Source organism: Micromonospora sp. NPDC047467, from assembly GCF_040643095.1.
Lineage (GTDB): Bacteria > Actinomycetota > Actinomycetes > Mycobacteriales > Micromonosporaceae > Micromonospora.
In genome coordinates this window covers 448,174-460,749 of the sequence record NZ_JBEYTO010000004.1, presented here as the reverse complement: position 1 = coordinate 460,749, position 12,576 = coordinate 448,174, and the positions used below count along the sequence as shown (strand labels likewise).

The following is a 12,576-nucleotide window of genomic DNA, read 5'->3' as shown; positions in this document are numbered from 1 at the left end:
CCGCCCCCACCCCAACTCCGCCCGTCGCTCCGCCCGTTGCTCCGCCCGTTGATCATGAAGTTATTGCCATGACCCGCCGGCACTAGTGGCAATAACTTCATGATCAACAGGGAGGGGCGAGGGGGCGGCAGGGCGGGCGGCAGGGCGGGGGGCGGGGTGGGGTTAGGCGGCGGCCAGGATGCGGGGTAGGGCTTTTAGCGCTCGGTCCAGGCCTTCGTCGTCGAGGCCCAGGTGGGTTACCAGGCGGGCGGTGCGGGGGCCGAGCACTGAGATCAGCACACCCTCGGCCCGCGCGGCGGCGGCCAGGGCGCGGGCGTCCAGGGCGTGCTTGGTCAGATCCAGCGCGACCAGATTGGTACGGACCGTGGTGGCCAGCACACCGAACGGCGCGACCGCCTCGGCGAGCCGGGCCGCCCTCGCGTGATCGTCAGCCAGCCGGTCGACGTGGTGCGCGAGCGCGTACCGACCGGCGGCGGCGAGGATGCCGGCCTGACGCATGCCGCCGCCCATCCGCTTGCGGATCATCCGGGCCCGTTCGATCTTCTCCGCGCTGCCCACGACCAGCGAGCCGACCGGCGCACCGAGGCCCTTGGAGAGGCACACCGACAGCGTGTCGAAGAGCCGGCCGTACTCGATCAGCGGCACCCCGTCGGCGACGTGCGCGTGCCAGATCCGGGCGCCGTCGCAGTGCAGCGCTAGGCCCGCGTCGTCGGCGACCGCGCGCAGATCCCGCAGGGTGGCCAGCGGGATCACCCCACCCCCGCCGCGATTGTGGGTCTGCTCGACGGCGATCGCGCGGGTGGGGACGGCGAAGAAGCCGTCCGGCCGGATCATCCCGGCCACCACCTCCGGGTCGATGTCCGCGCCGACCGCATGCCAGGTCCGCGAGGAGATGCCACCGTACGCGGCGGCGGCCCCGATCTCGTACGTGACCACGTGCGCGTCGGCGTCGCAGAGCAGCTCGTCGCCGGGCGACACCAGCAGTTGCAGGGCGATCTGGTTGGCCATCGACCCGCTCGGGGCGAACAGCGCCGCCTCGTGCCCGAACAGCGCGGCCACCTCGGCTTCGAGGGCGTTGACGGTCGGGTCCTCGCCGTAGACGTCGTCGCCGACCTCGGCGGTGGCCATCGCCTCCCGCATCCCGGCAGTGGGCCGGGTCACCGTGTCGGAGCGCAGGTCAACAAGATCAGCCACAGTCATCCTTTCGACCGCCGGTTGCGGGTCGGTCATTCTTCTCGGCTGCCGACAGAGGGGTCCGCAGCGTCAGCCACGGAGCATCTCCGCCACGAGGAAGGCCAACTCCAGCGACTGCTGGGTGTTCAGTCGCGGGTCGCAGGCGGTCTCGTACCGGTCGGGCAGGTCGAGGTCCTCGATGCCCTGGGCGCCGCCGAGGCACTCGGTGACGTCCTCGCCGGTCAACTCGACGTGCAGGCCACCGGGGTGGGTCTCCAGGCCCCGGTGCACCTCGAAGTAGCCGAGCACCTCGTCGACGATGCGGTCGAAGTGCCGGGTCTTGTAGCCGTTGGACGACTCGTGGGTGTTGCCGTGCATCGGGTCGCACTGCCAGACCACCTTGGCGCCGGCGGCGGTCACCTTCGCCACGATCGGCGGCAGGGCGTCGCGTACCCGGTGGTTGCCCATCCGGCTGATCAGGGTGAGCCGGCCGGGGATGTTGTCCGGGTTGAGCTTCTCGCACAGCTCGATCGCCTCGTCCGGGGAGGTGGTCGGGCCGAGCTTGACGCCGATCGGGTTGGCGATCCGGGAGATGAAGTCGATGTGCGCGCCGGTGATCTGTCGGGTGCGCTCGCCGATCCACAGGAAGTGCCCGGAGAGCCCGTACGCCCGGCTGTCGGAGACCCGGGTGAGCGCCCGGTCGTACTCCAGGGCGAGGGCCTCGTGGGAGCAGTAGAGGGTGACGGTCCGCAGCGCCTCGTCGTCGGTCATCCCGCAGGCCCGGATGAAGGCCAGCGCTCGGTCGATCTCCCGGGCGATCGCCTCGTAGCGCTCCCCCGCCGGGGAGTTCTTCACGAAGCCCTTGTTCCAGTCGTGCACCGCGTGCAGGTCGGCGAGGCCACCGGCGAGGTACGCCCGCAGCATGTTCATCGCCGCCGCCGAGTTGGCGTACGCCCGGATCATGCGCTGCGGGTCGGCGACCCGGGCGACCGGGTCGGCCTCCAGCGAGTTGATCATGTCGCCGCGGTAGGCGGGCAGGCCACGGGCGTCGGTCGGCAGCGAGCGGGGCTTGGTGTACTGGCCGGCGACCCGGGCGACCTTGACCACCGGAAGCGACGCGCCGTAGGTGAGCACGATCGCCATCTGGAGCAGGGTGCGGGCATTGGCCAGCAGGTGGCTCTCGGTGTTGTCGGCGAAGGTCTCGGCGCAGTCACCGCCCTGGAGCAGGAACGCCTTGCCCTCACAGACGAGGGCCAGCTTCTGCCGGAGCTGGTCCACCTCGTAGGGCGCGACGACCGACGGCACGGTGTCGAGGACCTTGCAGACCTCGGCGACGGCGGCCGGGTCGGACCACGGCGGGACCTGCTCGCGGGGAAGCTCCCGCCATCGGTCCAGGCCGAGGGCGGCGTCCTCGGCGGAGTCCGCGGTCGGACGACTGGTCTGCAGACCCGGGTTACCAAACCCGGGATGGCTCAGCTGATGCCACTCATGGCGCATGACAGAAAGCGTACGGCGACCCCCGGTGCGGCCGAGCGCCGAGGGGGACGGTTCCGCACGTTGGGAGGTCGATCCCGGCGACCGCGAATCAGGACACGGGGGACGGAACGGCGCCCTGCGGCGTCGCACCGGCGGCCGGTGCGCCGCCCGGCGCCTCTTCGGCGATGCACCAGTCGCCACCGTCACGGGTGACGGTGAACACCAACGGCCGGGTGATCTTGCTCTTGCCCGCGGTGATCGAGACCGACACGCTGACCTCCTGACCACGCGGCCCGGACCGGACGTCGGTGATCGTCGCCTCGGGCACCGTGAAGTGGTCGGCGAAGTCGCCGTTGGGGCCGGTGGCCGCGACGTCGAAGCCGTCGTGCAGCAGCGCGCAGAGCTGACTCCGGCCGGCGGCCACGTCCTTGGCGGTCATCGCGTCGAGGTACGCCTGCACACGCTCGCGGGACCGCGTGGCCGCCTCCTCGGCGGGGGCCCGCTCGGGCTTGGCCGCCTCGTCCTCGTCGCCGCCCATCCCGCAACCGACCAGGGCGGCCGGGAGCAGGACGAGCCCGGCGGCGGTCGCCGCCAGCCTGCGGTGGATCGGGCGCATGACCACCTCCGTCGACGGGGATCGAGACGTGCCGAGCCGCGAGTCTGCCACATCCGGGCGGAACCGCCCAATGCCGGCGGCCCGGCCGACGCGTTGCGTCGACCGGGCCGCTTCGTCACGGGCGGGGAGAGACGGTGCGGTCCCTCCCCGCCGTGTGGGTGGTGCGTCGGCCCTCGGCTCAGCCGAGACCGCCCTTGATGGCGCCGATGAGCTCACCGTTGCTGGTGTCACCGGAGAGTTCCCAGAAGAACGCGCCACCGAGGCCCTGGTTCTTCGCGTACGTCATCTTGCCGTTGATGGTCGACGGGGTGTCGTAGCTCCACCAGTTGCTGCCGCACTTGGCGTATGCGGTGCCAGCGATCGTGCCGGTGGTCGGGCAGGTGTTCTTGAGGACCTTGTAGTCCTCGATGCCGGCCTCGTAGGTGCCCGGTGCCGCGCCCGTGGCGCTGCCACCCGGTGCGGCCTGGGTGACCCCGGTCCAGCCCCGACCGTAGAAGCCGATGCCGAGCAGCAGCTTGTTGGCCGGTACGCCCTTGCTCTTGAGCTTCTGGATCGCGGCGTCGGAGTTGAAGCCCTGCTGCGGGATGCCGGTGTACGAGGTCAGCGGCGAGTGCGGGGCGGTCGGACCCTGGGCAGCGAAGGCACCGAAGTAGTCGTAGGTCATCGGCATCAGCCAGTTGAGGTTGCCGATGGCCCCGGCGTAGTCGGTAGCGTCGATCTTGCCGCCGTTACTGCCGTCCGCGGTGATGGCGGCGGTGACCAGGGCGTTGGAGCCGAACTTCGTCCGCAGCGCGCTGATCACGTTCTTGAACGCGTTCGGACCGCTGCTGTCACAGGTCAGGCCGCAGGCGTTCGGGTACTCCCAGTCGACGTCGATCCCGTCGAAGACGTCGGCCCAGCGCGGGTCCTCGACGAGGTTGTAGCAGCTCTCGGCGAAGGCGGCCGGGTTCTGTGCGGCCTGGGTGAACCCGCCGGACCAGGTCCAGCCACCGAAGGACCAGATGACCTTGAGGTGCGGGTTCATCTGCTTGAGCTTGCGCAGTTGGTTGAAGCTGCCGCGCAGCGGCTGGTCCCACGTGTCGGCGACACCGTCGACGCTGTCCGCCGCCGTGTACGCCTTCTCGTAGTCGGCGTAGCTGTCACCGATCGAGCAGCGGCCACCGGTGGTGTTGCCGAAGGCGTACAGGATGTGGGTCAGCTTGGCGGCGGAGCCGCTGGTCTGGATGTTCTTGACGTGGTAGTTGCGGGCGTAGACGCCCCACTCGGCGAAGTAGCCGACGACCTTCTTGCCACCCGGCGGGGTGGTGGTCGGCGGTGGCGTGGTGGGCGGAGCGGTCGTGGGCGGCGCCGTGGTGGGTGGGGTGGTGGTCGGCGGTGCCGTGGTCGGCGGGGTGGTCGGGGTGCCGCCACCACACGGTGCGCCGTTGATGGTGCAGTTCAGCGGCGCCTTGTACGCGCCGGCGCCGTTGTAGCCCCAGTTGAACGAGGCGCCCGGGGCGAGCGCGCCGGCCCAACTCTTCTTGACCGCGACGTAGTGGTTGCCGCTGCTGGTCACGTCGGCGTCCCAGGCGCTGCTGATGGTGGTGCCCGACGGCAGGTCGAACTCGATGCGCCAGGTGCTGACGCTGGCGCTCGACCCGTTGGTGACGGTCACCCTCGTTTCGTGACCGGTCCCCCAGTCCTGCACCTTGGTGAACGTGGTGGTGACCGTGCCGGCGCCGAACGCGGTGGTCATCGGCACCGCTGCGACGGTCACGGCGACCACGGCACCGGCCCAGAGGGCCCGGCGGAGCGATCTTTTCATGAGGCGTCTCCCGAACTGTTAGGAAACTTTCCAAAAGAGATTGCTGAGACCGTACTCACGAGGTCATCACTTCGTCAAGATGTGCATGTTTCGATTTCCCTTGGTGCGTGGACTGCACTCGCCGGACCCTCGCCGGATGCCCGCCGGCCCGCCGCCCGCCCTTCCCGGCGACCTCGATGCGCCGCGCGTAGCCTCGGGTCCATGACCGTCTTCGACATCCCGATCGACGCCCTCAACGGCGGCCCCGCCAACCTCGCCCAGTACCGGGGCCGCGCGCTGCTGGTGGTCAATGTCGCCTCCCGCTGCGGCCTCACCCCGCAGTACGCCGGGCTCCAGGCCCTCGCGGACACCTACGCCGAGCGCCTGGTGGTCCTCGGCGTGCCGTGCAACCAGTTCGCCGGGCAGGAGCCGGGCACCGCCGCCGAGATCAGCGACTTCTGCCAGGTCAACTACGGCGTCACCTTCCCGCTGACCGAGAAGGTCGACGTCAACGGATCGGACCGGCACCCGCTCTACGCCGCACTGGTCGACACCCCGGACGCCGACGGGCACACCGGGGACGTCCGCTGGAACTTCGAGAAGTTCCTGGTGGCCCCCGACGGCACGGTCGCCGCCCGGTTCGCCCCGACGGTCGAACCCGACGCCGACGAGTTGCGCGCGGCCATCAACAAGGTGCTCCCCGCCGAGGTGTAACCAACCCTCCCGACCGCGTCGATCATGGACTTGTGGTGCCCGGTATGCGATATCTTGCCGGACTCCTCCCCCACCACAACTCCATGATCGACGCGAGCGGGGGGCGGGGCGCGGGCGCGGGGCGCGGCCGGGGCGGGGGCACGGGCGGGGGGCGGGGCGGGGCGCTCGTTACCGGACGGGTGGCACGTCACCGGGGAGCCGATTCTTGGCCAGCTCGGGCAGTACGTTGTGCTGGACCGGGTCGCGGCGCAGCCATGCGTCCGTGCTGGCGGTGAAGGTCGCGCGATCCTCGGCGAGGCAGCGCATTCCGAGGGCCTGTGGGGGACTGTCGACGCCCCGGCAACCGAATTACCCACCGCGCCGGTCGGGAATGTGTCACGGGTGGACGGAGTTGGGGACCAGCATGACAACTGTGGGACTGATCGGCAGTGGCAACATCGGCGGCACAGTGGCCCGGTTGGCGGTGGCCGCCGGCTACGACGTCGTGTTGAGCAACTCGCGGGGGCCCGAGACGCTCACCGGGCTGGTCGAGGAGTTGGGCGAGCACGCCAGCGCCGGCACGGCACAGGGCGCGGCGCAGGTCGGTGACCTGGTGGTGGTCAGCGTGCCGCTGAAGGCGTACCGGGCGGTGCCCGTGGAGCCGCTGACCGGCAAGGTCGTCATCGACACCAACAACTACTACCCGCAGCGCGACGGCACCATGCCGGAGCTGGACGCCGGCGAGATCACCAGCAGCGAACTGCTCCAGCAGCACCTGCCCGAGGCTCGGGTGGTCAAGGTCTTCAACAACATCTTCTTCAAGCACCTGGGTTCGCTGGCCCGGCCGGCCGGCGCGGCCGACCGCAGCGCCCTCGCCATCGCCGGTGACGACGCCGCCGCGAAGGCCGAGGTCACCGCCTTCCTGGACCGGATCGGCTACGACGCCGTCGACGCCGGGTCGCTGGACGAGGGGTGGCGCTACCAGCCGGACACCCCGGCCTACGGCACGCTCTACTCCGCCGACCCGGCCAACTGGGAACACCCGGCCCCGGCCGACGCCGAGAAGCTGCGGACCCTGCTGGCCGCCGCCACCCGCTGAGCAGCACCGCCGCCCTCCGTGTGACCGCCTACCGGGTGGTCGTGCGGAGGGCGGCGGCCAACTCCTCGTCGTAGCTGGCGATCGGCTGACCGTCCGAGGCGTACGCGACGAGCCGCCCCTGGGCCATGTTCGCCGACCGGAACGAGAACGTGCGCGTTCCCGGGTACGCGTCGAGCAGCGGGATGGCCCGGGGCGCCCCGCCCGGGGCCGAGTAGTACTCCAACCGGGCCACCTCCGGGGAGACCACGCCGTTGACCCGTACCTTGGTCTTCTCGGCGCGGGTGCCGAAGGTGACCGGCGCGTCGGTGGCGTAGGCGGCGCACTCGGCCGGGCCACGGCAGACGAAGAAGTATCGCGGGTTGACCACGTCGCCGAGGGTGTACGCCTTGAAGGTCGGGTCCGCTCCGGCGGGCAGCGGTTGCACGGCGAAGAACGCGAGCGCCACCGTGGCCGTGATGCCCACCCGCAGCCAGGCTCGGCCGGCGGCGGGTCGCCGGGTCGTCCGGGAGGCGGCCACCGCGACGCCCCCGAAGCCGGCCAGGCACAGCAGGCACACCCCGAGAGCGCGGGCGTTCTCGAACAGGAACTGCACGCCCGGCCGCACCGACACCGGGCTGAGGGCCGCGCCCAACGAGACGACCATCGTGCCGAGCAGCGCCGCCCCGGCTACCCGCCGGGTCACCCCGGACGCACCGATCAGCAGCATCGCGGCGAGCACCGGCCACACCTGGTGGTGGGTCCAGGACACCGGGGACGCGGCCACGGTGGCGCAGCCGACGAGCACCGCGCCGTGCGCCGGTCGGCCCTGCGTCGTCAACTGCCGGGCGCGCAGCAGCGCCACCGCGCAGATCAGCGCCACCAGGCCGGCCCAGAGCAGGGGCAGCGTCGACTCGTCGACGCCGACGCGCAGCAGCATCCCGTGCACGGACTGGTTGCCCAGCGAGGCCAGATTGCCGATCCGGGAGGTCTGCCGCACGGCCTCGGTCCAGTACGTCCAACTCTCCCCGGGCAGCACGATCGCGGCGAGCCCGGCGCAGGCCACGAACGTCGCCGCGGCACGACCGGCGTCGCGGTAGCGGCCCGTGGCGAGGAAATACACCACGAACAGCAGCGGCGTCAGCTTGATCGCCGCGGCAATCCCGACCAGCACCCCGCGCAGTCGGGGTGGGACGACGCCCATCCCGTCGAGCAGGGCCATCAGCACGATGAAGACGCTGACCTGGCCGAAGCGCAGGTTGCTCTGCACCGGCGCGGAGAGCATCAGCACCGTGGCCGCCACCGCCACGACGAGCGGGCGCCGGGACCGTCTGGTGGTCAACGCGACGCCGACCGACCCCGCGATGGCGACGACCGCCGCGCAGGTCGCCACCAGCCAGATCCCTTGCAGTACGCCCTCGCTGACGGCGGTGATCGGCCCCAGCACGAGCGCGGCGAACGGCGGATAGGTGAACGGGCCGCCGTTCGCCGCCACGTACCCGTACAGCGGTCGACCGGCGTGCAGATCGGACAGCGCGCCGTAGTAGATGTGCAGGTCGGAGAGGCGGTCCGGGCGCCGCAGCACGAGCACACAGGACACCAGCGCGACGACCACGAAGGCCGACCACGCCAGCGCCACCCGGCGATCCCGCATCGACCGATGATAATCGGGCGCGACGCCGCCAGCAGTCCCGTGCCCGCCCGGTGCGGGTAACGCGCCGAGCGACGGCGGCGGCAGCGGCGGCAGCGGCAGCGGCAGCGGCAGCGGCAAGAAACTTCGCGCGCACAACTTGCGCCGCAGTCCCGTACACGGGACTCTGTTTCCCTGGGTTGCTGCCCGCTCACCGAACGTGCCCCCGGAGGCCACATGCACACGCTCCGCACCGTGCCCCGCCGGCTGCTGGCCGGCGCTGGCGCGCTCCTGCTCGGCGCCACCCTCGCCGCCGCCGGCACGCCGACGGCGGCCAGCGCCAACACCGTCGGCTACGTCCGGCTCGCCCACCTCTCCCCCGATACCCCCGCCGTGGACGTCTACCTGGCCGCCCCCGACGCCGCGAAGCCGCAGGTCTTCCCCGGTGTCGGCTATGGCGTGGTCTCCGACTACCTGGCGCTGGCGCCCGGCCGCTACGCGGTGGCGATGCGCGAGGCCGGCACCCCCGCCAGCGAGCCCCCGGTGCTCACCACCGAGGTCGCGGTGAGCAGCGGCGAGGCGTACACGGTGGCCGGTGTGGGCCGCCACGCCGACCTGGGGCTGCGCGTGCTCCACGACGATCTCAGCGCGCCCACTCAGGGCCGGGCCAAGGTCCGCGTCGTGCAGGCGTCGGTGCGGACCCCGGTGCTCGACGTGGCCGCCGCCGACGGACCGATGATCGCCAACGGCGTGCAGTTCGCCACGACCACCGAGTACCAGCAGGTCGAGCCGGGTGCCTGGCGGCTGCGGCTGACCGGCGCCGGCGGGCCGAGCACCGACGCCGAGGTGCAGCTCACCGGAGGCGCGGTCTACTCACTGCTGGTGCTCGACGGCAAGCAGGGCGGTCTCACCGCCGAGCTGCGCCGCGACGCCGAGGGCGGCACCGTCGTACCCGCCGGTGGGGTGGACACCGGCGCGGGCGGCACCGCCGGGTTCGGCGCGTACCCCCTGGTGGCCGGCGGGTTGGCCGCGGCGGCCGCGGCCGCGAGCCTGCTGCTGTGGCGCCGGCGGCGCACCACCTGGTGAGCACCGGGTCCGCGATCCGACGGCACCGCGACCGTCGGGTGCCGCTGGTCGCGCTGGTCGCGGCCGGCGCGGCGGTCTGCCTGGCCGCCGGCACCGGGGTCGGGCTGGCCACCACCGGCCCACCGCCGCCCACCGCGAGCTGGCACCCCGGCTGCGCCGACGCCTGCCCGTCGGCGGCCGCCGGGCCCGCGTCACAGGGGCCACCCACGCGGGTACGCGTGCCACGCATCGGCGTCGACTCGCCGCTCACGGTGCTGGGGCTGGACGGCAGCGGCGCGTTGGTCCCGCCGGCCGACTTCGACACCGCCGGCTGGTACGGCGGCGGCCCGGCGCCCGGCGACACCGGCCCGGCGGTGCTCGCCGGGCACCTGGACTCGCGGCGCGGCCCGGCGGTCTTCGCCCGGCTCGGCGAGCTGCGCCCCGGCGACCGGGTGCAGGTGTGGCGCGGCGGGCGGTGGCTGTCGTTCCGGGTGACCGGGTCGCTGCGCACCCGCAAGGACGGGTTCCCCACGGCCACCGTCTACGGGCCGACGCCCGGCCCGGAGCTGCGCCTGGTCACCTGCGGGGGCGAGTTCGACCGGCGGCGCGGGCACTACCGGGACAATGTGGTGGTGTTCGCGGTGAGTGAGGCCGCCATCGGCTGAGCCGCCGTGGCGTCAGATTGGGCGGCGGCCGGCGAAGCCGCACTCGGCCCGGTGGTACCAGCGCACGTCGGAGTCGCCCTCCAGCCAGCACCAGAGCACGGCGCGGCCGGCCCGCTCGCCGGGGAAGTCGAGCAGCACCGGGGCGATGCCCTTGACCTGGATGTCGTGGGAGTGCAGCTCCTCGACGACGCCGTGCAGGCGGGCTTCCAGCCCCTTCACCTCGGCCATTCCGCCGAGCGCGCTGACGCCGTGGTCGGCCAGGTCGACGCGCAGCTCGGCCAGGTCGGCGCGGAGCCGGATCAACTCGTCGACACGCGGCTGCAGGGTGGCCACCAGGTGCCGGGCCTGGGCGAGTGTGAACACGCCCGCCAGTATGCGGCACGCACCCGTCGCGCACGGTCCCGCGCGGACGTCAGTCGGCCTGGGCGGCCAGCTCCCGCGCGCGGTCCCGGGCGGCCTCCAGCGCGGCGAGCAGCGCCGCCCGTACGCCGTGTTTCTCCAGCTCGCGGATCGCCGAGATGGTGGTGCCGGCCGGCGAGGTGACCGCCTCGCGCAGCTTCACCGGGTGCTCGCCGGAGTCGCGCAGCATCACGGCGGAGCCGATCGCGGTCTGCACGATCAGCTCGTGCGCCACCTGGCGCGGCAGCCCGAGCAGGATGCCGGCGTCGATCATGGCCTCGACCAGCAGGTAGAAGTAGGCCGGGCCGGAGCCGGAGAGCGCGGTGACCGCGTCCTGCTGTGACTCGGGCACCCGGATCGTCTGCCCGAGGGGCTTGAACATCTCCTCGGCCAGCGCCAGGTGCGCCCCGGTGGCGTACGTGCCCGCCGAGATGGCCGTCATCGCCTCGTCGACCAGCGCCGGGGTGTTGGTCATGACCCGGACCACCGGGGTGCCCTCGGGCAGCCGACGGTTGAAGAAGCTGCTGGGCAGCCCGGCGCAGAGTGAGATGACCAGCTTGTCGGCGGGCACCTTGGGGCCGATCTCGTCCAGCAGAGCGCCGGCGTCCTGCGGTTTGACCGAGACCGCGAGCACTGCCGCCTCGTCCACGGCGGTCAGGTTGTCGACCACCCGGACGCCGTAGCGGGCGGTCAACTCCTCCGCACGGGCCGGCCGGCGGGCGGTGGCCAGCAGGCGGTCCACCGGCCATCCGGAGCGCAGCAGCCCGGAGAGCATCAGCTCACCGATCTTGCCCGCGCCGATCACCGCGACCGTGTGCACCCCGGCTGACATCTCGGCCGTACTCCCCTCGCCTCGGGTCGCGGCGCGACGGACCCGTGGGCCCGTCGCGCCGCCGTAGGTGTTGATCAGCTGCCGAAGAAGACCTCAGCCTCGGCGTACCGCTCCAGCGGCACGGTCTTCAGCTCACGGGTGGCGTCGGCCAGCGGCACCCGGACGATGTCCGTGCTCTGCATCGCGACCATCTTGCCCCAGTCGCCCTCGTGGACCGCGTCGATGGCCTGCAGGCCGAGGCGGGTGGCGAGGACCCGGTCGAAGGCGGTCGGGGTGCCACCGCGCTGGATGTGGCCCAGCACCACGGTGCGGGCCTCCTTGCCGGTCTTGGCCTCCAACTGCTCGGCCAGCCACTGGCCGATGCCGCCGAGGCGGACGTGGCCGAACGAGTCCAGCTCCTGGTTGGCGAGCACCATCTGGCCGTCGAGCGGCTGGGCGCCCTCGGCGACCACCACGATCGGGGCGTACTGGTGCTGGAAGCGCTTCTCGACGTAGCCGGCCACCTGGTCGACGTCGAACTGCCGCTCGGGCAGCAGGATCACGTTGGCGCCGCCGGCCAAGCCGGCGTGCAGGGCGATCCAGCCGGCGTGCCGGCCCATCACCTCGACGACCAGGGTGCGGTGGTGGCTCTCCGCGGTGGTGTGCAGCCGGTCGATGGCCTCCATCGCGATGTTGACCGCGGTGTCGAAGCCGAAGGTGTAGTCGGTGGCGCCCAAGTCGTTGTCGATCGTCTTGGGTACGCCGATGACGTGCACGCCCAGCTCGTAGAGCTTGGTGGCCACGCCCAGGGTGTCCTCGCCGCCGATCGCGATGAGCGCGTCGACGCCCTGGCTGGCGAGGTTGTCCTTGATCCGCTCGACGCCGTTCTCGATCTTGAACGGGTTCGTGCGGGACGAGCCGAGGATGGTGCCGCCGCGGGGCAGGATGCCGCGGACGTCCGCGATCTCCAGGGGACGGGACAGACCCTCCAGCGGGCCCTTCCAACCGTCCCGGAAGCCCACGAATTCGTGACCGTAAGTGGCGACGCCCTTGCGGACCACCGCCCGGATGACCGCGTTGAGACCTGGGCAGTCGCCGCCGCCGGTGAGCACGCCGATACGCATGATCCGCTCATCCTCCTGGAGCATCAGGTAAAGCCCGATTTGCCCCAGGATATGTGTCAGGTCAGA

At 72.1% G+C, this 12,576-nt stretch carries 12 protein-coding genes; 4 read left to right on the top strand and 8 right to left on the bottom strand.

The genetic code is table 11. The annotated features are described in order from the left end of the window. Positions 1-162: 162 nt before the first annotated feature. The 4 genes from ABZ780_RS14625 to ABZ780_RS14610 form a co-directional block, all read right to left on the bottom strand. Positions 163-1,194, bottom strand: coding sequence for a GntG family PLP-dependent aldolase (locus tag ABZ780_RS14625; protein ID WP_357486278.1), 1,032 nt, complete (start codon positions 1,192-1,194; stop codon positions 163-165). 69 nt (positions 1,195-1,263) lie between these two features. Further along, entirely contained in the window at positions 1,264-2,670 is a 1,407-nt protein-coding gene (locus ABZ780_RS14620) for a class II 3-deoxy-7-phosphoheptulonate synthase (RefSeq protein ID WP_357010914.1), read from the bottom strand. 88 nt (positions 2,671-2,758) lie between these two features. Further along, the gene (locus ABZ780_RS14615) at positions 2,759-3,265 is read right to left on the bottom strand and encodes a nuclear transport factor 2 family protein (protein WP_357486276.1); all 507 of its coding nucleotides are present in this window, start codon (positions 3,263-3,265) and stop codon (positions 2,759-2,761) included. A 178-nt stretch (positions 3,266-3,443) separates the two neighbouring features. Further along, on the bottom strand, positions 3,444-5,069 hold the full coding sequence (locus tag ABZ780_RS14610) for a glycosyl hydrolase family 18 protein (RefSeq protein WP_357010910.1): 1,626 nt from the start codon (positions 5,067-5,069) through the stop codon (positions 3,444-3,446). 201 nt (positions 5,070-5,270) lie between these two features. Here ABZ780_RS14610 and ABZ780_RS14605 point away from each other — a divergent pair, with 201 nt between their 5' ends. Further along, positions 5,271-5,762 (top strand): glutathione peroxidase, encoded by a 492-nt coding sequence (locus ABZ780_RS14605; RefSeq protein ID WP_357010908.1) that lies wholly within the window; start codon positions 5,271-5,273, stop codon positions 5,760-5,762. 403 nt (positions 5,763-6,165) lie between these two features. After that, positions 6,166-6,840: an NADPH-dependent F420 reductase gene (locus ABZ780_RS14600; protein WP_357010906.1), complete on the top strand. Its 675-nt coding sequence runs from the start codon at positions 6,166-6,168 to the stop codon at positions 6,838-6,840. A gap of 28 nt (positions 6,841-6,868) precedes the next feature. Here the strand turns inward: ABZ780_RS14600 and ABZ780_RS14595 are convergent, their stop codons facing one another. Then, positions 6,869-8,470, bottom strand: coding sequence for a glycosyltransferase 87 family protein (locus tag ABZ780_RS14595; RefSeq protein WP_357010904.1), 1,602 nt, complete (start codon positions 8,468-8,470; stop codon positions 6,869-6,871). A gap of 213 nt (positions 8,471-8,683) precedes the next feature. On the opposite strand from ABZ780_RS14595, the gene ABZ780_RS14590 reads away from it, so the two are divergent. Continuing rightward, positions 8,684-9,532 (top strand): DUF4397 domain-containing protein, encoded by an 849-nt coding sequence (locus tag ABZ780_RS14590; protein ID WP_357010902.1) that lies wholly within the window; start codon positions 8,684-8,686, stop codon positions 9,530-9,532. After that, positions 9,505-10,176, top strand: coding sequence for a class F sortase (locus ABZ780_RS14585; protein WP_357010900.1), 672 nt, complete (start codon positions 9,505-9,507; stop codon positions 10,174-10,176). The genes ABZ780_RS14590 and ABZ780_RS14585 overlap by 28 nt, the downstream gene beginning before the upstream one ends. Positions 10,177-10,188: 12 nt before the next feature. On the opposite strand, the gene ABZ780_RS14580 is transcribed toward ABZ780_RS14585, so the two are convergent. The 3 genes from ABZ780_RS14580 to ABZ780_RS14570 form a co-directional block, all read right to left on the bottom strand. Then, a complete protein-coding gene (locus tag ABZ780_RS14580; RefSeq protein WP_357010898.1) occupies positions 10,189-10,539 on the bottom strand; it encodes a DUF2203 domain-containing protein in 351 nt (116 codons plus the stop codon). 49 nt (positions 10,540-10,588) lie between these two features. Further along, positions 10,589-11,407: a pyrroline-5-carboxylate reductase gene (gene proC / locus ABZ780_RS14575; protein WP_357010896.1), complete on the bottom strand. Its 819-nt coding sequence runs from the start codon at positions 11,405-11,407 to the stop codon at positions 10,589-10,591. A 74-nt stretch (positions 11,408-11,481) separates the two neighbouring features. Further along, a complete protein-coding gene (locus tag ABZ780_RS14570; protein ID WP_053658323.1) occupies positions 11,482-12,510 on the bottom strand; it encodes a 6-phosphofructokinase in 1,029 nt (342 codons plus the stop codon). Positions 12,511-12,576 lie beyond the last annotated feature (66 nt).

Coding starts and splice junctions, on each gene's coding strand:
- ABZ780_RS14620 (WP_357010914.1), bottom strand. CDS start 2,670: ATGCGCCATGAGTGGCATCAGCTGAGCCATCCCGGGTTTGGTAACCCG.
- ABZ780_RS14615 (WP_357486276.1), bottom strand. CDS start 3,265: ATGCGCCCGATCCACCGCAGGCTGGCGGCGACCGCCGCCGGGCTCGTC.
- ABZ780_RS14610 (WP_357010910.1), bottom strand. CDS start 5,069: ATGAAAAGATCGCTCCGCCGGGCCCTCTGGGCCGGTGCCGTGGTCGCC.
- ABZ780_RS14605 (WP_357010908.1), top strand. CDS start 5,271: ATGACCGTCTTCGACATCCCGATCGACGCCCTCAACGGCGGCCCCGCC.
- ABZ780_RS14600 (WP_357010906.1), top strand. CDS start 6,166: ATGACAACTGTGGGACTGATCGGCAGTGGCAACATCGGCGGCACAGTG.
- ABZ780_RS14595 (WP_357010904.1), bottom strand. CDS start 8,470: ATGCGGGATCGCCGGGTGGCGCTGGCGTGGTCGGCCTTCGTGGTCGTC.
- ABZ780_RS14590 (WP_357010902.1), top strand. CDS start 8,684: ATGCACACGCTCCGCACCGTGCCCCGCCGGCTGCTGGCCGGCGCTGGC.
- proC (WP_357010896.1), bottom strand. CDS start 11,407: ATGTCAGCCGGGGTGCACACGGTCGCGGTGATCGGCGCGGGCAAGATC.
- ABZ780_RS14570 (WP_053658323.1), bottom strand. CDS start 12,510: ATGCGTATCGGCGTGCTCACCGGCGGCGGCGACTGCCCAGGTCTCAAC.